This is a genomic window from Undibacterium sp. Ji49W, assembly GCF_049340205.1.
GTDB lineage: Bacteria > Pseudomonadota > Gammaproteobacteria > Burkholderiales > Burkholderiaceae_D > Undibacterium.
This window is the reverse complement of sequence record NZ_JBMPOW010000007.1, coordinates 201,769-220,237: the sequence shown is the minus strand read 5'-3', so window position 1 is coordinate 220,237 and position 18,469 is coordinate 201,769. Positions and strand designations below refer to the sequence as shown.

The following is an 18,469-nucleotide window of genomic DNA, read 5'->3' as shown; positions in this document are numbered from 1 at the left end:
TCCATTCATGCCCGAAGGGCCTATGCCCTTTGGGCATTATTTTTGCTCAATACCATGAAAAACATAGACCTGAAAATCCTCGACAGCCGCATGAAAGACCTGCTGCCCACCTACGGCACCCCCGGCAGCGCCGGTCTTGACCTGCGCGCCTGCATCGACGCCGCCATCACCATACAGCCAGGCCAGACGGTGTTGATCCCGACAGGCCTGGCCATCCACATCGCAGACCCTGGCTACGCCGCCATGATCTTGCCACGCAGCGGCATGGGCCACAAAAACGGCATCGTACTGGGCAACCTGGTCGGCCTGATCGATTCCGACTACCAGGGCCAGTTGATGGTATCCACCTGGAACCGCGGCCAGTCAGAATTCACACTGCAACCCATGGAAAGACTGGCCCAACTGATCATCGTACCGGTGTTGCAGGTGGGTTTTAATATCGTTGATGAATTTGGTCAGAGTGAGCGTGGTGAGGGTGGGTTTGGGAGTACGGGTAAGCATTGAGGATGGCTATTGAGTCCGGCCTGTGCCGGACTTTTGTAATGCATGCTTTTTGCTACGGTTTGCAAGCGCCACGGTAAGCAAGCCAGGCTGTTTTTACCCCTTCTCCTTCAAGGAGAAGGCAGGGATGAGGATGGGGTTCTCCCGATGTACGGCAATCATAATATCGTCGCTCCAGCGTAGGCTGGAGCCTAGTGGCGTTTGTTGCATACTTATGTTGTGTGTAAAGCGATTGCCCCTCGTGGACACAAGCCGGGTCTCGGCCCGGCGGCCGAATTCCTTTCTTTGCTTCGCCAAAGAACGGAATCAAAGAAAGGCGACCGCAGACTCGCCCTACGGGTGCTTACGCTACGCTTCAGCATAATTTGTGCATCACAAAAAATGGGAAGATCCGCAACTCGCTACGCTCAAACATCAGATCTTCTTTTTCCATTTTCTGTGAAGCACAAATTACATCGTCCCAAGCGGATTAAAGTCAAAAGCAACTACAACGGCAAAATCAAGAACAACAACAAAGCCAAAACCAACGTCAACACAACCTCATTCATATTTATTTGAATGCTGTCAATTAACGATGGTGTGGGGGTTGCTGTTGCTGTTGCTGTTGCTGTTGCTGTTGCTGTTGCTGTTGCTGTTGCTGTTGTTTTTGACCTTGCCGTTGACCTTCATCCGCTTGGGACGAAGCCATTTGTGTAGTGCAGAAAATGGAAAAAGAAGGTCCGATGTCTGAGCGAAGCGAGTTGCGGACCTTCCCATTTTTTGCGCTACATAAATGGGCACTCCCGCAGGGAGCGAGTCTGCGGTCGCCTTTCTTTGAATACGTTCTTTGGCGAAGCAAAGAAAGTATTTCGGCCGCCGGGCCGAGACCCGGCTTGTATCCACGAAGAGCAATCTTTTAATCAAAGTACGGCACACAAGCAACGTCACTAGGCTCCAGCCTTCGCTGGAGCGACGATATTTCGATTGCCGCTTATCGAAAGATACCCATCCCCACTCTAACCCTCCCCTTGAGGGGGAGGGAATTTCAATTGGGCCGGTAGACAACAAACGCCACTTTAGACCTCGTCCGGTGGCCTCCAGCTTTCGCTGGAGCGACGATACGACGATTACCGCTTATCGATAAGCCGCCTCCTCTCAAGCCAGCGTCGCCAACGCCGCCAGCAATTTCCCCTTCAACTCTTCATTCTTCAATTCCTGCTTCTCCACATCAAAATTCTCGTAAAACGTCGGCACAGAAAGGCTGGCCTTCAACTGTCCACCAAAGAACGGTGCGGAGGTCGTGGCTGATGCCAGTACGCTGGCACCGCCGCGGGCGCCGGGGGATGTGGAAAGCATGACCATGGGCTTGCCCTGGAAGACCTTGCCATTGGCACGGGAACACCAGTCGAACAGGTTTTTATAGGCAGCGCTGTACGAACCGTTATGCTCGGCGAAGGAAATCAGAATGGCGTCACTGCTGGCGATCTTGTCCAGAAAAGCCAGGGCCAGTGCAGGTTTGCCGAGATCGGCTTCCTTGTCGACGCTGAAGAGTGGTAATTCATAATCATTCAAGTCCAGCACTTCTACATCGGCACCGGCAACCAGGTGGGCGGCATAGGTGACCAGTTGCTTGTTGACGGATTTTTTACTGCTGCTGGCAGCGAAGGCGAGTAGTTTCATGGTGTTTTTGGGTAATGTGAAAAATATTGGGAGTGGCACTCTACTAATTAGAACTTACGCAAAACGGTCCCAGCAAGGCGTAGCGACGAAGACAGTACTTTTAGTACGCAGCTCCCAGGAGAGGAGCTGCAACGCAGCTAGGGCCGTTTTGCGTAAGTCCTACTAATGATAGAAGTATAGTTCGTGCCTCAACGTCCGACGGGATATCATAATTATCCTACAAAGGATCGCCCCGGTTGAAGAACATGTGTGGATGCCTGCGCAGATGCATAGGAAAATATCTCAAAAAATCATCCTATTCCCGCTGTGTTTTGCGAAGCAATGCAGGATGTACGCTTTGGAATTACAATCCATGTCAATTACAACACCATTTTAATGTCTGTGCCAGTCAGGAATAGATCCGAGCAACGACATCAGACCACCCCGGAAAGGACCATGCATATGAGTGTCATCAGCTTGATCATCAGCCCACGCGTCAAGGATCTTGGCGGCTTTACAGTTGGCCGCATCCTGCCATTTGCCAAACGGCATATGGTGGGCCCATTTATCTTTCTCGACCATATGGGACCAGCAGAGTTTGAAGCCGGGCGTGGCATGGACGTGCGCCCGCATCCGCATATAGGCCTGGCGACGGTCACCTATCTGTTTGAAGGCAATATGTACCACCGTGACAGCCTGGGATCGGAACAGGAGATACTGGCCGGTGCCGTCAACTGGATGACGGCCGGGCGCGGTATCGTGCATTCCGAGCGCAGCAGTCCGGAACAGCGCCTGCAAACGCGTACCCTGCACGGTTTGCAGAGCTGGGTCGCCCTGCCTAAAGAATTTGAAGAAGTAGAGCCAGAATTTCATCACCATGCAGCAGACAGCTTGCCCGCATTTAACATTGGCCAGGTGGCACTGAAACTGATCGCCGGTTCTGCCTATGGCCATACGGCACCAGTCAAAATATTCAGTCCGCTGTTTTATGTCGAAGCAAAAATGCCCGCCGGTAGCCAGTTGCAGGTGCCTGCCGAGTATGCCGAACGCGCCCTCTACCTGGTTTCCGGAGAATTGCGTATCGGTGATGAAACCATACAAGAACTGAGCATGCCAGTGTTTGAAGAAGGTGCCGAAGTGACCATCACCGCCACCAGCGATGCCCATCTGGTCTTGCTGGGTGGCGCTACGCTGCCTGAGCAACGTTATATCTTCTGGAATTTTGTCTCCACCTCTGAAGCGCGCATAGAGCAAGCCAAGAACGACTGGAAAGCCGGCCTCCTTGGCAAAGTGCCGGGTGATGATGAATTCATCCCTCTCCCTGAATAACCGCCATCAATCAACACAGGAACAAGACCATGAGCGACAAAACCATCTCTGCCCACGTCATCGAAACGGGCGAAAGCAATTTTGCTGTCGATATCGCCGTATCAGGCCATCACATCAAAGGTGACGAACCGCTGGACGTGGAGGGTGGCAACCTGGGCCCTGCCCCGTATGATCTGCTGACGGCGGCACTGGGTGAATGCACCGCCATGACCGTACGCTGGTATGCCCGTCAACATGCATGGCCGCTGGACAAGGTGGAAGTCAATCTGACCCACCACAAGGAGGGCGTGCAGGATATATTCACGAAAGAAGTCATCCTGCATGGCGCAGAATTGACAGAAGAACAGCGCACCCGCCTGATTGCCATCGCAGGCAAATGCCCGGTACACAAGACCATTACCAGCTCACCGACGATCATCACTAGCGCGGGTTAGTAACTGCAAGCGCAGGCAAATTCAGGCAAAGTCAGCCACCAAGCAAAAAGCCCGGACAGTATCCGGGCTTTTTGCTTTGCTTATTTCTTCACTTACTTTTTCACTTATTTCTTCACTTATTTTTTCATCTTGCGGCTGCGTCCTGCTGATTCCCGCAGGATGGTGTAATTCCAGTCATCGCTATGCGAGCCAGCCGGCGTTGTCACCGACACACGAAACATATCGTTGTCATCTTTCAAACGCTTGCCGGAAGCTGTATGTTTTTTGTTGACGTCGCTGCGCTCATACACATCGATCTCAACTTCATTACCTTCAAGTGCCGCCTGTGACAAGACGGCATCGATAGTCTTGGTTGTATATTCCAGTACGTAGGTGGGAAGTGTGAAACCAGCCATACTTGTCTCCTCTGCATAGGCATGCAACCGTTGCTCATTGTTGTTGGAACCTGCTTACGATCTTACTGCGCGAGCGCAATCGGGGGAAACGCGGGGTTCATGCGCTGCTCAAAATGCTCATGTACCAGAGTACATTCCGCTTTTTGCGCTGCGCTTTATATTACCCTGACTCCCGCTAACGCTCGCTACAGATCGTAAACAGCTTCCTGAAAAGGCCCCGTACAGCTGAGCAAGTACGGGGCACACAGGCAGTTTATTCGACTTCAACCACCTCTTGTGATGTTTCTGGTGGCGTTGCATCACCTTCAGAAAATTCCAGTTTGACCTGGTCTTTGTCATCCAGGTCGACAATCACACGACCACCAGTCACTAGCTTACCGAACAAAAGCTCATCCGCCAAGGCTTTGCGTATCATATCCTGTATCAAACGTGCCATAGGGCGGGCACCCATGAGCGGATCAAAACCTTTTTTGCCCAAGAATTTACGCAAATTCTCGGTAAATGTGGCTTCGACTTTTTTCTCATGCAATTGCTCTTCGAGCTGCATGAGGAACTTGTCGACCACACGCAGGATGATTTCTTCATCCAGCGAACGGAAGCTGATAATGGCATCCAGACGGTTGCGGAACTCAGGCGTGAACATACGCTTGATATCCGCCATTTCATCACCGGCTTCTTTGCTGTCATTGAAACCGATAGAACGTTTCTGCAAACTTTCAGCACCGGCATTGGTGGTCATGATGATGATCACATTACGGAAATCAGCCTTGCGACCGTTGTTATCCGTTAACGTGCCATGGTCCATGACCTGCAACAGGATGTTGAACACATCCGGATGGGCCTTTTCAATTTCATCCAGCAACAGCACGGCATGTGGTTTTTTGGTGATGGCTTCAGTCAGCAAACCGCCCTGATCAAAACCGACATAGCCCGGTGGCGCACCGATCAGGCGGCTGACGGCATGGCGCTCCATGTATTCCGACATGTCGAAGCGTATCAGTTCTATACCCAGGGTGAACGCCAGTTGCTTGGCCACCTCGGTCTTGCCGACACCGGTAGGACCGGAGAACAAGAAAGAACCGATAGGCTTGTCTGTCTTGCCCAGGCCAGCACGTGCCATCTTGATGGCAGATGACAGCGCTTCAATCGCAGGTTCCTGACCAAAGACCACGTTTTTCAGGTCGCGTTCTATGGTACGCAGCTTGCTGCGGTCGTCCTGATTGACGGTCTGTGGCGGAATACGGGCGATTTTCGAGATGATGTCTTCGATATCAGCCTTGCCTATGGTTTTCTTTTGCTTGGACTTGGGCAAAATGCGTTGCGCTGCACCAGCTTCATCGATTACGTCAATAGCCTTGTCAGGCAAATGACGGTCGTTGATGAAACGGGCAGACAGTTCAGCCGCTGTCGCCAGCGCCGATGCAGAATACTTGACGTTGTGGTGTTCTTCAAACTTGGATTTCAAGCCACGCAAAATCTGCACGGTTTGTTCCACAGTTGGTTCATTGACATCAATTTTCTGGAAACGACGTGCCAGGGCATGGTCTTTTTCAAACACACCACGGTATTCTGTATAAGTTGTGGCACCAATGCATTTCAACTGGCCGCTGGACAGCGCCGGTTTCAACAGATTGGATGCATCCAGCGTACCACCCGATGCCGAACCGGCACCGATGATGGTATGGATTTCATCAATGAACAGGATGCCGTTGGGCGTGTCTTTTAACTGTTTCAGCACACCTTTAAGGCGCAGCTCGAAATCGCCACGGTATTTGGTACCGGCCAGCAAAGCACCCATGTCCAGCGAATAGACGACTGCATTGCTCAAAATATCAGGGACATCACTTTGGGTGATGCGCCATGCCAGGCCCTCGGCGATGGCAGTTTTGCCAACACCGGCCTCACCCACCAGCAGCGGGTTGTTTTTGCGGCGACGGCACAGGATCTGGATCACACGCTCGACTTCACTGTCACGGCCAATCAAAGGATCGATCTTGCCTTCGGCAGCAGCCTTGTTCAGGTTCTGCGTGAACTGGTCGAGAGGATTTTCCTTGACCTGGGCCTCGGCAGCGTTTTCTTCATTGCCCTCTGGTGCCTTGGCCGGTTCGTTGTGACTGTCCTTGCGCACGCCGTGCGAGATAAAGTTCACGACGTCCAGACGTGTCACGCCCTGCTGATGTAAATAATACACAGCATGGGAATCTTTTTCGCCAAAGATGGCAACCAGCACATTGGCACCGGTGACCTCTTTCTTGCCATTCGATGCCGACTGCACATGCATAATGGCCCGCTGAATCACGCGCTGGAAACCCAGCGTTGGCTGGGTATCGACTTCACTGGTACCTGGTACGGTAGGTGTATTGTCGGTAATAAAATTACCCAGGGTTTTGCGCAAATCGTCAATATTGACAGCGCAAGCCCTCAAGACTTCCGCCGCGGAAGGGTTGTCCAGCAAGGCCAGCAATAAATGCTCAACCGTGATGAATTCATAACGAGCCTGCCGGGCCTCGACAAAGGCCATATGCAGACTAACTTCCAGTTCTTGCGCAATCATACTTCCTCCATCACACATTGCAGGGGGTGTCCTGCCTTACGAGCGTGCGTTAAAACGAGTTCCACTTTGGTCAGCGCAATATCCTTGGAATAAACGCCACATATCCCTTTGCCATCCCTGTGCACCTTGAGCATGATCTGCATAGCAGTCTCACGATCCTTGTTAAAATATTCCTGCACGATGGCCACCACAAATTCCATAGGAGTGTAGTCATCGTTGAGTAAAATCACCTGGTACATGGAAGGCGGCTTTAGCTTCTGAGCCTGACGTTCCAGTATCGTACCGTTTTCTTGCTTGTTTCCCATACGTATATTCTAGTACGTTGATTCATTCCAGAGACAAATAATAAGCGAATAAAAACGGCTTAGTTCTCGCCCTGATCAAATGTTACGCGCTTTCCGCTTTTCTCGCAGATGGTGATTAATTCCCATAGATCAAGTTTCTTTTAAAAATCTATTTATTTCCGTTTAATTTACGGGAAATTCTTGTCATTAAGTAAAAATACAACAGTACTGCATCCCCAAGGCATTTGTAACCAAAAGTTTCTTGACTTTAGCTTTTTTTCCGCCAAGAATGATATTTATTGACAAGATAAGTATTAAATCGTCAATATGAAGTGAGCAGGTCAAGGGGGAGGTAGCATAGTGCTAGGTTTCTTGCTTTTACGGCTCGTGTGATTAGTTTCTATTTGAAAGATGCATTATGGCAACAGGTACCGTCAAGTGGTTCAATGATTCCAAAGGTTTCGGCTTTATCACTCCGGATGACGGCGGTGAGGATTTGTTCGCCCACTTTTCCGCAATCCAGATGAACGGCTTTAAGACCCTGAAAGAAGGTCAAAAAGTAACGTTCGAAGTCACGCAAGGCCCTAAAGGCAAGCAAGCTTCCAACATCCAAAATCCTTAATACGATTCTGGTTTTATGAAAAACCCCGCTTTGGCGGGGTTTTTTTTATCTGTACCCCAATTATTTCCATTTTGCCTTAAATCCGGTTCAAGGCTACAGTAGAGCTCTTTTTGATCATCGCTGTGAGCAGAACCCGAATTGCTTCATGAAACTCAGGTATAAAATCATCCTGCTGGCGGTTGCGCCTTTCCTGCTGTCCTTTGCAGGGATTGCGTTAGCCGTGTTTTATCAGGCTACTTTTCTCGCCAAGCAGCAAAGAAACACCGTCGAACAAGCTTACCTGGCCAGCAAGGAAGCCGAGCTCAAACATTATGTCACCCTTGGCACCGCCGCCATTTCCCATCTCTACAACAGCAAACAACAAAGCCCTGCTACCCGCGAAGAAGCCAAGAAAATTCTGGCCGCGCTGGATTTTGGTGACGATGGCTATTTTTACATCTACGACATGCAGGGGAATAATCTCATGCATCCGCGCCAGTCCGACCTGGTTGGCAAGAATTTATGGGGCATGACCGACCCGCAAGGCAATTTCACCATCCGGGATCTGATCAACAAGGCCAAAGCCGGCGGTGGGGCCATCCGCTACATGTGGGAAAAACCGTCCATTCACAAGGTCATGCCCAAGCTCGGCTATGTGGTCATGCTGGATCAATGGGGCTGGATGCTGGGTACCGGCATTTATCTGGATGACGTGGACAATGCCCTCAATAAAATTGATATACAAGTGGCGAAAAACATACAAAGCACCATGTCATGGATCGCCGGCATCGCCCTCATCAGCGCCCTGCTGATTGCTTTGTCTGGTCTGGCACTGAATATCAGTGAATCGCGGCTGGCCGAAGCCAAGCTCAAGGTGCTGGCGCAAAGCGTGGTCAGCTCGCAGGAAGATGAACGCGCCCGTCTGTCGCGTGACCTGCATGACGGCCTCAGCCAGTTGCTGGTATCCATCAAGCTGCAGATAGAATCCGGCCTGGTCAAGCTGGGCCAGAACAATGGCAACCCGGATGCCGCCAAGATATCATTCGCCCGCGCCACTGACCAGCTCAACAAGGCCCTCAGCGAGGTGCGACGCATTTCCCATAACCTGCGCCCTGCCCTGCTCGACGATTTGGGCGTGGTGGCCGCTTTTGGCCATCTGGCAGAGGAATTTGAAAGCGCCACCTCCCTGCCGGTCAGCTTTCATGCCGAAGGCGATTTCCACACCTTGAGTGAAATCAGCAACACCGTGCTGTTCCGGGTGGCGCAGGAAGCGCTGACAAATATCCACAAACATGCCGAAAAAGTCAGCCATGTGCACATGCAGCTCAATTGCGAAGGCAGCAGCATCTGCCTCATCATTACTGATGACGGCAGCGGCTTTGACATCAAGGGGGTGGCCAATCACCCCCATCGCGGCATAGGCCTGAGCAATATGCGCGAACGCCTGGCTGCCATCAACGGCAGTCTGGAATTACAATCCAATATTGACGGCACCACCGTCGTTGCCCGCATTCCGAACGGAGAAGACACATGACCGACCAACAAACGGTCCTGCCATTGCTGACAGAGGCCGAACCAGACAGCGCACATGAACAGCCACCCCAGGTCCATCTGTTGCTGGTAGATGACCATCCACTGGTCCGGGATGGCCTGCGCGCCCGGCTGGAAACCATCGCCAGCATCCACGTCGCCGGCGAAGCTGGCAGCGCCGAAGAAGCGCTGGCCATTGCTGCCTCCACCAGGATCAACCTGGTGCTGATGGATATCAACCTGGGTGCCGGCAATGGTATCAGCCTGACAGCCCGCTTCACGGCAGACTACCCGGACATTGCTGTCATCATGCTGTCCATGCATGAAAAAGCAGAATATGTGAACCAGTCCATGCAGGCCGGTGCCCGCGCCTATGTGCTGAAAGATGCCCCGGCAGTCGAAATCATCGAAGCCATCGACACCGTCATCGCTGGCGGCATGTATTTCAGCTCTGGTCTGAAAAAACAAAACGGCACACCTGACAACAGCCAGGTACTGACCCAGCGCGAACAGGGCATCCTGAAAAGCATCGCCACCGGCAAATCCAACAAACACATCGCCAACGAACTGGGCCTGAGTGTCAGAACCGTGGAAACCCACAGGCTCAATATCAAACGCAAACTCAATATCGAGGGGCAGGCGGATTTGATACGGTATGCGTTGAATAATGTGATTGCTTAAGTCACACGCCGCCCCAGGTATCCCCGGTCAATCAAACACGTTACCACTGGAATATTTTTAGCGCGAAACTAGAAATTTGAATATCGATCATTTTCAAAAAGGTATATCGTCCTTGCCAGTCAAGTTTCTTATAGCGAATCCTAATGCTTGAATAAAAGTAGATTCAGGTGACTCGAGGAAGCCCTTGAAGTATTGCTCCAATTCCTCAAAATCATCAATCTTGCCTTCGTAATTAAAAGCATCAGATTTATAGTTGTAAACCCCCGGATATATTGGATAACCAATTGAAGGTATCATGATGTGGACAATCGTAATTACGTCCGCTTCAGGGTCATCAACGTTGGTATCGAAATAAATTCGAAAAATAGTTCCTTTTACATCACTGCGTGCAGTAGACATTGCTAAAGCAAAATCACCGCCAGCATTTTCTTTTATAGCTGTCGAGAGCTTATCAACGACTGTTTCTAAATCGTTAAATGCTCTTTCATACCCTTCACTCACTATTGAAAGTGTTTTCTTTAGCAACGCGTTAAAATCTACCATGATGTTCAAACTCCTCTAATCAAATTGATATTTTTGCAAATAGTGGAAGGTGATCGGACAGTCCACGATATTCAGATCCCCTATGTGAAAATTTCAATGGCAATCCATCCGTTAAGAGAGATGGTAGTGAAATAATGGAAATTTCATTTTCATCTATAAATGGACTTTCTTCCGTTAATAGGCCACCACTTACGATTAGTTGATCAAAGTGATGCCAAGATTGTTTATCCTCCCAATAATAAGTTCCGGCACAATCCTGCATGTTTGCCAAAGAACCCACTTCAGATGGGTAGGGATGCTTTTCACCAAGCTGGCGCCACGAGGTGTTATATAGGTGCACTCTCTTTACGTCATGGTCAGCCCAATGACTTTTTTTCAGCGAACGATTTCTATGGCGATGCGCATTTAGAATCTGGAGATTTTTCTCAAATGGCTCTTCATTTAAATCACCTAAAATTACTATGTGATTTAAGGACGGATCCTCTTGAATAAAGTCGTAACTATGCATCCCTAGAAAATCAGCACTCCTTGATCGAAAAACTTCGGACTTTTCTTCATCTATCCTAGCCTGCCAGTGACAAGCGATTAATCTAATTTTATGTTTAAGAACTTGTATTTCAATTACAGCCATCGGTCTCGTTCCTCTTGGCATCGATGGCACGATTATCGGTGGGCGCTCAACATATTTCGAAACATCGCTATCGGGCGCAAATAATATAGCTACCTGCAAAGTCGGATCGTCCTCTTTAACATCCAAAGATACAACTCTAAAATTTGGTAATATTCTATCGCGAAGTTGCTCTGCAGCTTTTTTGCTTATCTCGCACAAACAAAGCATATCAATTGGTCCAACAAGATCAAACATCTCACCAAATGCTTTATCCACCAAATGACACTTTCTGTCATATTCATCTCTAGATTTAGGCCATCTCGACGAACCAATTTTCTCTGCCTTATCTGCATCAAAATGATAGAAATTATTAACATTCCACCAAACTATCTTAAGCGATTTTTTTTCCATCAAATTCATGGGATTTTGATATTTTCGTGCGTTAACCATCTATCAAACGAGTCTGAGCAATTAAGGGCCCGACTTTGATCCGCCATTAGCTCTCAGATCAATTATATATTAATCAACAAAAACACAAATAATTTAAAATGCTGAAAAAACCCTTAGCGACAGCAGAATTAGAAAAAGTGCGGAAATTGCCGTAACTAATTTGCCTTTTTGAACATGGATGTCTCAATCAACTTCAACATGGGATGGCCACAGATAGCGCAACCTCACCACGGGTCGAGTTATTTTTAGGCCGCATAAGTATCCAACCACAAAAAAGCCCCCTGTCATAAAGACAGAGGGCTTTTTTATGCTTTCCTTGCCAGTGATACGACTTGCTGCAAGCCGTATCACAGTATGGGAATTTACATGTTTTCGATCATGACATCTCCGAAACCGGAGCAAGACACTTGGGTAGCGCCTTCCATCAGACGGGCGAAATCGTAAGTGACTTTCTTGGCAGTGATGGCTTTTTCTGTCGAGCTGATCAACAGGTCAGCCGCTTCCAGCCAGCCCATGTGACGCAACATCATTTCTGCGGACAAGATCAGGGAACCTGGGTTCACATAATCTTTACCGGCATACTTAGGTGCTGTACCGTGGGTTGCTTCAAACATGGCGATAGAGTCAGACAGGTTGGCACCTGGAGCAATACCAATACCACCAACCTGAGCTGCCAGCGCGTCAGAGATATAGTCGCCGTTCAGGTTCAGTGTAGCGATCACGCTGTATTCTGCCGGACGCAACAGGATTTGCTGCAAGAATGCATCAGCGATGGAATCCTTGACAGTGATTTCTTTACCTGTTTTTGGATTCTTGAATTTGCACCATGGGCCGCCGTCGATCAGTTCTGCGCCGAATTCTTTTTGTGCCAAAGCATACGCCCAGTCACGGAAGCCACCTTCGGTGTACTTCATGATGTTGCCTTTGTGGACGATAGTCACAGATGGCTTGTCATTGTCGATTGCGTACTGAATCGCTTTGCGTACCAGACGTTCTGTACCTTCGCGGGATACTGGCTTGACGCCGATACCGGAAGTTTCAGGGAAACGGATTTTCTTGACGCCCATTTCTTCGGTCAGGAACTTGATCAGTTTTTTAACCTGATCAGAACCTTCGGCGAATTCAATACCGGCATAGATATCTTCAGAATTTTCACGGAAGATGACCATGTCTGTTTTTTCTGGCTCACGCACTGGGGATGGCACGCCTTTGAAATAACGCACTGGGCGCAGGCAGACGTACAGGTCCAGCTCTTGGCGCAGGGCCACGTTCAGGGAACGGATGCCGCCGCCAACTGGCGTAGTCAGTGGGCCTTTGATGGAAACAACGTAGTCTTTCAAGACTTTCAGTGTTTCTTCTGGCAACCAGACATCAGGACCATAGACTTTAGTGGATTTTTCACCAGCATAAATTTCCATCCAGCTGATTTTGCGCTTGCCGCCATAGGCTTTCGCTACGGCCGCGTCAACGACCTTGATCATGACCGGGCTGATATCAACACCAGTGCCATCGCCTTCGATGAATGGGATGATAGGATTGTCAGGAACATTCAGCGAAAAATCAGCATTGACGGTAATTTGTTTACCTTCAGCAGGTACTTGAATATGTTGATACATCGTTTTCTCCGTAGTTGGGCGATCAAGCGGGTCGCGCTTTTCTCTTCATTTGTCTTGTATGCCGATATATTGCCAGCCGTCAATTTGTCTGATCAGGTAGATCAGGGCAGCATGACTTTTGCATTAACTCTTCTATAAGACACAAGACCATCATTTCGTATTATGCACTACTATTTTACTGTATGCCATCAGTTTGTCAGCTTTGCTGGCATCAGGGCATGCCGGATTGATGCTGCAAGCCTGCCTCCGGCAACCTTCATGATAGTCGTTGCACGGCCTGAAGGTTTGCTTGACTTCAATAAATCGCTTCGATAAAGCATAAATTTATCGGTAGCTGCGCTGTGCCTCTCTTATCATAAAGTTCAGTAGCAGTCAGGGCAAGGTAATCACGGATATTTTTAGCGGTATCAACCTTTCAATTAAATGTTATTTTTAAAGCAAAAATCTGGAATTTTGGCCTGACCTTTCATGCAGATCAGTAAATATCTGAACTTTATCGCTTACCAATGCTCAGAAGCGAGAGTCAAGTTGCAAAAATAGAAATACGACATGCCACCTGCCCCAACAAACCTTAACCAAGGAGTATATCCATGCGCTTCACGCTAGCCAAAGCCAGGCTTGTCACCTATGTATGGCAGCTATCCGCCATCGCTTTGCTGGCTACGCCATCTGTCGCATCTGCCACCTTTTCTATCGTTGCCTGTGACCGGAATGGCAATTGTGGGGCCGCGGTAGCCACCAATAATCTTGCCGTTGGGGCCAGCGTTCCGTATGCGCAGGCAAATGTAGGTGCACTGGTTTCCCAATTCGAGACCAATCCCACCTATGGCCCCAAGGGACTGGCGTTGCTGGCATCCGGACAGTCACCGGATGCCGCAATCAGGGTTCTGCTTGATGGAGATAATAATTTCGACAATTCTGGAATCACGGCGCGACAAATCGGCATGGTCGATGCCAGAGGTCACTCGGCAACTTATACCGGGGCTGAAGCCTTAAGTTCTGTATGGGCAGGTGCAGAGCACGGCGATGGTTTTTCGATTCAGGGCAATGGTCTCGCTAGCGAACTGGTGGTGTCCAGCATGAAGCGCGTCTTCCTGTCTTCCACTGGTACGCTGGCTGAGCGCTTAATGGCCAGCCTGGAAGCCGGGGAGATGGCAGGCGGTCAAACCACCGGCAAGCTGTCGGCAGCATTACTACTGAAAACACCCGAGGGAGCCTGGCAAGACATTGACCTGCGCATTGATAGTGCCGCAGAACCGGTCAGGGATCTGCGGCGTTTGTTAGAGCAACATTACGCCCTGCAAGCCATCCTGCGTGCAGAACGCCAAGTCAAAAATGGCGCCATCAATGATGCCCATACCTCGATTTCGGAAGCATTGCACCGAAGTCACGGCTGGGATCGTATCTGGCGAAGGGCAGCACGCCTGGCAATGGCGATGGGAGACAAGGACCGTGCGCTGGATTACCTCAGCGTCTTTCTTGCGATTAATCCTGTCTGGGGACGCATGGAAATACGGGACATTATCTACCAGCCCCTGCACACCAATACGCTGTTCAAATCATGGAATAACTGATTCCGCCCTAATGGGCAGAACCAGGTTTACAGTTTTGCTGCGGGCATTTTACGGTTACCATAATGCCCCATGAAACTGATTTTGCTCAATAAACCCTTTAATGTGATGTGCCAGTTCTCTGCACATCCCACCCGCCCTACTCTGGCTGATTACGTCAGGATTCCGCATATCTATCCGGCTGGCAGGCTGGATGCCGATAGTGAAGGACTGCTGCTACTGACTGATGATGGTCAACTGCAAAACCGCATCAGCCACCCTGATCACAAACAAGCCAAGACCTATCTGGTACAGGTGGAAGGCACACCAGACAAAACAGCGCTGGAAAAACTGCGTCAGCCGCTGGACCTGGGTGATTTTGTAACCCAACCCTGCATCGTCAAGCACATCCATCCGCCTGAATGGTTATGGCCGCGCACGCCGCCGGTACGTGACCGGGCCAGCATCCCGACCAGTTGGTTAAGCATGACTTTATCAGAGGGGAAAAATCGCCAGGTAAGGCGTATGACGGCGGCAGTCGGCCTGCCTACCCTGCGCCTGGTCAGAAGCAGCATCGGTGGTTATTCACTGGAAACCCACCCTTTATTACCAGGCGAATGGCAAGAAGTTAGTCTTGGCAAATGAGTTTAACAAAGAAGTTTTAGCAAATAAGTTTTAAAAATAAACTCAAAAAGTTAATCTTTCAATAAAACTTGCACGGAATTTCAGAAAAAGTTCCCGAAAACGTATAAATTAATTAGAATTCCTGTCAACGCCCGGGCAACTGGTCGCGTTATTTACCTTGATTCAATTGAATCACTGATCATTTACTACTGTAACCAACTCTTGATGAAGGACATAAAATGAAAAAATTGATCGCCGCTCTGGTCGCAGGTCTGTTTGCTTCTGCCGCTTTCGCCCAAGCTTCTGCTCCTTCAGCCAAAGCATCTGCTCCTGCAGCATCTGCCGCAGCGGCTGCATCTACTGATGCATCCAAGCCAGCTAAAAAAGCGAAAAAACATAAAAAAGCAAAACCAGCATCTGCATCCGCTTCTGCATCTATGTAATTTTTACACTTTTTGGTGTAAGAGCAAGGCAGGCTTATCCCCTGCCTTTTTTTCGCCCAGATTTAAGCAAAATGGCTATTGCGCAGACACATGCGGCTTAAGAGCCAATGCCTGGAACAACGACGACGAAAAGGGCAAAGTAAAAAAGCAAAAAACCGCAATATATTGCGGTTTTTTTTCACTTCAGGCTACGCTTGGCAGTATGCACTACCAAAGCGAAAACTTTGCAAGCAGGCTTAACAATTAAGCAGCCAGTGCTTTCAAAGCAGATGCCAGACGGCTCTTATGGCGAGCTGCCTTGTTTTTGTGAATGATTTTCTTGTCAGCGATACGGTCGATAACCGATACGGAGCTTTGGAAAATTGTAGTTGCAGCAGCTTTGTCACCAGCTTCGATTGCTTTACGAACAGCTTTGATCGCTGTGCGCAGCGTGGAGCGCTGGCTGGAGTTGTGTGCATTCAGTTTAACTGCTTGACGAGCACGTTTGCGTGCTTGTGCGGTATTTGCCATGAGATTTCCTAAACGTGGTCAAAGCGACGAGGTCAAAACATTTGATTAAATGCCACGTCGCAAAAATTCTATACAGCTTTGCAGTATAACTGGATTTATTTTTGTTAGCAAGCATTCCTGTCGAATCTTGCAACAGACGTGCCGATTTGTCGCGATAAAGCAAGATTTACGCAACTGTCATGCTCAATAAATGCCTGACTGTATCTATGCGCAAGAGGTGAAACGATGCAAAACTAGCAGTCAAGTCCCTATTTTACCGCCGACTTGCCTGTTCCACCCTTTTTATATGCGAAAGCCGCTCATGAATTGCACACCCCTGACCTTACGCGGAAAACACGTCACGCTGGAGCCGCTGGAACAGCATCATATCTCCGACATCCAGGCCGCCGCTGCCGACGGCGAATTATGGAAGCTGTTTTTTACCTCTGTCCCGTCGCCCGAGAATACCCAGAACTGGCTCAATATCGCACTGGAGATGCAACAACAGCAAAAAGCCGTGCCCTTTGTCGTGCGCGAAAACATCAGCGGCCAGATTATCGGTGCCACCAGATACTGTAATATGGACATCAATAACAAACGCTTGGAAATTGGCTACACTTGGTATGCGCAGCGCGTGCAGCGCAGCCCGGTGAATACCGAATGCAAGCTGCTGTTACTGGGCCACGCCTTTGAAGAATTTGGCTGTATTGCCGTCGAATTCCGCACTGACTGGTTCAACCGCCGCTCGCAGGCCGCGATAGAACGCCTTGGGGCCAAGCGTGATGCTGTCTTGCGCAATCACATGATTTTGCCCGATGGCCGCATCCGTGATACGGTGGTATACAGCATCCTGAATTCTGAATGGGCGGGTGTGAAAAAGAATTTGCAATACATGCATACCAAATATGAAGCGTAGTACGTACGAAGCGAAGTACAAGCGCTGTACCTATGGAGACTGACAAGTGCTGATCGATTTTTTCTTTACCCTGAAAGACGCCAAGATCCCGGTATCCATCAAGGAATTTCTGATGCTGCTGGAGGCTATGGAAAAAGGCCTGGTCAGCATGTCGCTCGACGACTTTTACTTTTTGTCGCGCACCATCATGGTCAAGGATGAAGCGCATTATGACAAGTTCGATAAAGCCTTTGGCCTGTATTTCAAAGGCATAGACACCATCTTTGAAAAGCGCCCCGACATCCCGCTGGACTGGCTGACGAAGCGCATGGAACGCGAATTGACCGATGAGCAAAAAGCCGCCATCGAGAAATTTGGCTATGACAAGCTGATGGACAGATTGCAGGAACTGTTAAAAGAACAAAAAGAACGTCACGAAGGTGGCAGCAAGTGGATAGGCACAGGCGGCACCTCGGCCTTTGGCAATGGTGGCACCAACCCCGAAGGCATACGCATAGGCGGCAAAGGCGGCAGCCGTACCGCCGTCAAGGTATGGGAAGAGCGCTCTTTCCGCGATTATGACGATGAACGTGAACTCGGCACCCGCAACATCAAGGTCGCCCTGCGCCGCCTGCGCAAATTCGCGCGTCAGGGTGCAGAAGAAGAGTTGGCACTGGACGCCACCATCAAGGCTACCGCGAATAACGCCGGCTACCTTGATATCAAGATGCAGCCAGAACGCAAGAACAATATCAAAGTGCTTATGCTGCTGGACGTAGGTGGCACCATGGACGACCACATCGCCCAGACTGAAGAATTATTCTCCGCTGCCAAGACCGAATTCAAGAACATGGAGTTCTTTTATTTCCACAACTGCGTCTACGATTACCTGTGGAAAAACAACCGCCGCCGTCACGCAGAAAAATTCCCGACCTGGGATATCTTGCGCAAATACACCCCTGACACCAAGGTCATCTTCGTCGGCGATGCCACCATGAGCCCGTACGAAATCTTGCAGGCTGGCGGCTCCGTCGAATACAACAACGAAGAAGCCGGCGCCACGTGGCTACAACGCTTCACATCCGCCTTCCCCAAATATATATGGCTCAATCCTGAACCTGAAGGCCTGTGGCAATACCGGCAATCGATCTCTGTCATCAAGCAGATCATGAGCAACCGCATGTTTCCCGTGACGATAGAGGGGCTGGAGCGGGGAATGAGGTTGTTGAGTAAGTGAGGTTGCGGTGCTGGGGTACAACAAAGCAATATAAATTCCGGTCGTAATGACGTTGCTTTTGACGT

Annotated in this window: 20 protein-coding genes; 11 read left to right on the top strand and 9 right to left on the bottom strand. The window is 49.7% G+C overall.

What is annotated here, in order from left to right; translation table 11 throughout:
- Nucleotides 1-54 precede the first annotated feature (54 nt).
- Nucleotides 55-504, top strand: coding sequence for a dUTP diphosphatase (dut, locus tag ACO0LK_RS10940; RefSeq protein ID WP_422974932.1), 450 nt, complete (start codon nucleotides 55-57; stop codon nucleotides 502-504).
- 561 nt (nucleotides 505-1,065) lie between these two features.
- Here the strand turns inward: dut and ACO0LK_RS10935 are convergent.
- Nucleotides 1,066-1,545 (bottom strand): hypothetical protein, encoded by a 480-nt coding sequence (locus tag ACO0LK_RS10935; RefSeq protein ID WP_422974930.1) that lies wholly within the window; start codon nucleotides 1,543-1,545, stop codon nucleotides 1,066-1,068.
- Nucleotides 1,546-1,635: 90 nt separating this feature from the next.
- Nucleotides 1,636-2,160 (bottom strand): NADPH-dependent FMN reductase, encoded by a 525-nt coding sequence (locus ACO0LK_RS10930; RefSeq protein ID WP_422974928.1) that lies wholly within the window; start codon nucleotides 2,158-2,160, stop codon nucleotides 1,636-1,638.
- A gap of 441 nt (nucleotides 2,161-2,601) precedes the next feature.
- On the opposite strand from ACO0LK_RS10930, the gene ACO0LK_RS10925 reads away from it, so the two are divergent.
- Nucleotides 2,602-3,468 carry a pirin family protein gene (locus tag ACO0LK_RS10925; RefSeq protein ID WP_422974926.1) on the top strand — a complete coding sequence of 289 codons (867 nt, stop codon included), beginning with the start codon at nucleotides 2,602-2,604 and terminating at the stop codon, nucleotides 3,466-3,468.
- 29 nt (nucleotides 3,469-3,497) lie between these two features.
- Nucleotides 3,498-3,902 carry an OsmC family protein gene (locus ACO0LK_RS10920; protein ID WP_422974924.1) on the top strand — a complete coding sequence of 135 codons (405 nt, stop codon included), beginning with the start codon at nucleotides 3,498-3,500 and terminating at the stop codon, nucleotides 3,900-3,902.
- A gap of 116 nt (nucleotides 3,903-4,018) precedes the next feature.
- On the opposite strand, the gene ACO0LK_RS10915 is transcribed toward ACO0LK_RS10920, so the two are convergent.
- From ACO0LK_RS10915 to clpS, 3 genes are all read right to left on the bottom strand, one after another.
- Complete coding sequence (locus ACO0LK_RS10915) at nucleotides 4,019-4,297, bottom strand: hypothetical protein (protein ID WP_422974922.1); 279 nt, start codon at nucleotides 4,295-4,297, stop codon at nucleotides 4,019-4,021.
- Nucleotides 4,298-4,550: 253 nt separating this feature from the next.
- A complete protein-coding gene (gene clpA, locus ACO0LK_RS10910) occupies nucleotides 4,551-6,851 on the bottom strand; it encodes an ATP-dependent Clp protease ATP-binding subunit ClpA (protein ID WP_422974920.1) in 2,301 nt (766 codons plus the stop codon).
- On the bottom strand, nucleotides 6,848-7,156 hold the full coding sequence (gene clpS, locus ACO0LK_RS10905) for an ATP-dependent Clp protease adapter ClpS (RefSeq protein WP_110257372.1): 309 nt from the start codon (nucleotides 7,154-7,156) through the stop codon (nucleotides 6,848-6,850). The genes clpA and clpS overlap by 4 nt, the downstream gene beginning before the upstream one ends.
- A 397-nt stretch (nucleotides 7,157-7,553) precedes the next feature.
- Between clpS and ACO0LK_RS10900 the strand changes: the two genes are divergently transcribed.
- The 3 genes from ACO0LK_RS10900 to ACO0LK_RS10890 all read left to right on the top strand — a co-directional run bounded on the left by ACO0LK_RS10900 (nucleotide 7,554) and on the right by ACO0LK_RS10890 (nucleotide 9,947).
- Complete coding sequence (locus tag ACO0LK_RS10900) at nucleotides 7,554-7,757, top strand: cold-shock protein (protein WP_162021162.1); 204 nt, start codon at nucleotides 7,554-7,556, stop codon at nucleotides 7,755-7,757.
- A gap of 145 nt (nucleotides 7,758-7,902) precedes the next feature.
- Entirely contained in the window at nucleotides 7,903-9,270 is a 1,368-nt protein-coding gene (locus ACO0LK_RS10895; protein WP_422974918.1) for a cache domain-containing protein, read from the top strand.
- Nucleotides 9,267-9,947 carry a response regulator transcription factor gene (locus tag ACO0LK_RS10890; RefSeq protein ID WP_422974916.1) on the top strand — a complete coding sequence of 227 codons (681 nt, stop codon included), beginning with the start codon at nucleotides 9,267-9,269 and terminating at the stop codon, nucleotides 9,945-9,947. Before ACO0LK_RS10895 ends, ACO0LK_RS10890 begins: the two co-directional genes overlap by 4 nt.
- Before the next feature lie 93 nt (nucleotides 9,948-10,040).
- On the opposite strand, the gene ACO0LK_RS10885 is transcribed toward ACO0LK_RS10890, so the two are convergent.
- From ACO0LK_RS10885 to icd, 3 genes are all read right to left on the bottom strand, one after another.
- On the bottom strand, nucleotides 10,041-10,490 hold the full coding sequence (locus ACO0LK_RS10885; RefSeq protein ID WP_422974914.1) for a hypothetical protein: 450 nt from the start codon (nucleotides 10,488-10,490) through the stop codon (nucleotides 10,041-10,043).
- Between the two features lie 19 nt (nucleotides 10,491-10,509).
- The gene (locus tag ACO0LK_RS10880) at nucleotides 10,510-11,520 is read right to left on the bottom strand and encodes an endonuclease/exonuclease/phosphatase family protein (protein ID WP_422974912.1); all 1,011 of its coding nucleotides are present in this window, start codon (nucleotides 11,518-11,520) and stop codon (nucleotides 10,510-10,512) included.
- A 392-nt stretch (nucleotides 11,521-11,912) separates the two neighbouring features.
- Nucleotides 11,913-13,166: an NADP-dependent isocitrate dehydrogenase gene (gene icd / locus ACO0LK_RS10875; protein ID WP_186948217.1), complete on the bottom strand. Its 1,254-nt coding sequence runs from the start codon at nucleotides 13,164-13,166 to the stop codon at nucleotides 11,913-11,915.
- A gap of 590 nt (nucleotides 13,167-13,756) precedes the next feature.
- On the opposite strand from icd, the gene ACO0LK_RS10870 reads away from it, so the two are divergent.
- The 3 genes from ACO0LK_RS10870 to ACO0LK_RS10860 all read left to right on the top strand — a co-directional run bounded on the left by ACO0LK_RS10870 (nucleotide 13,757) and on the right by ACO0LK_RS10860 (nucleotide 15,783).
- Nucleotides 13,757-14,740, top strand: a complete 984-nt coding sequence (locus ACO0LK_RS10870) for a DUF1028 domain-containing protein (RefSeq protein ID WP_422974910.1) — start codon at nucleotides 13,757-13,759, stop codon at nucleotides 14,738-14,740.
- 69 nt (nucleotides 14,741-14,809) lie between these two features.
- Nucleotides 14,810-15,361: a pseudouridine synthase gene (locus ACO0LK_RS10865; RefSeq protein WP_422974908.1), complete on the top strand. Its 552-nt coding sequence runs from the start codon at nucleotides 14,810-14,812 to the stop codon at nucleotides 15,359-15,361.
- Nucleotides 15,362-15,579: 218 nt separating this feature from the next.
- Complete coding sequence (locus ACO0LK_RS10860; RefSeq protein WP_422974907.1) at nucleotides 15,580-15,783, top strand: hypothetical protein; 204 nt, start codon at nucleotides 15,580-15,582, stop codon at nucleotides 15,781-15,783.
- A gap of 243 nt (nucleotides 15,784-16,026) precedes the next feature.
- Here the strand turns inward: ACO0LK_RS10860 and rpsT are convergent, their stop codons facing one another.
- Nucleotides 16,027-16,293 (bottom strand): 30S ribosomal protein S20, encoded by a 267-nt coding sequence (gene rpsT / locus ACO0LK_RS10855; RefSeq protein ID WP_186948220.1) that lies wholly within the window; start codon nucleotides 16,291-16,293, stop codon nucleotides 16,027-16,029.
- Nucleotides 16,294-16,594: 301 nt separating this feature from the next.
- Between rpsT and ACO0LK_RS10850 the strand changes: the two genes are divergently transcribed.
- Together ACO0LK_RS10850 and ACO0LK_RS10845 are read left to right on the top strand one after the other, a co-directional pair.
- Complete coding sequence (locus tag ACO0LK_RS10850) at nucleotides 16,595-17,188, top strand: GNAT family N-acetyltransferase (RefSeq protein ID WP_422974905.1); 594 nt, start codon at nucleotides 16,595-16,597, stop codon at nucleotides 17,186-17,188.
- Nucleotides 17,189-17,234: 46 nt separating this feature from the next.
- Nucleotides 17,235-18,404: a vWA domain-containing protein gene (locus tag ACO0LK_RS10845; RefSeq protein WP_186948222.1), complete on the top strand. Its 1,170-nt coding sequence runs from the start codon at nucleotides 17,235-17,237 to the stop codon at nucleotides 18,402-18,404.
- Nucleotides 18,405-18,469 lie beyond the last annotated feature (65 nt).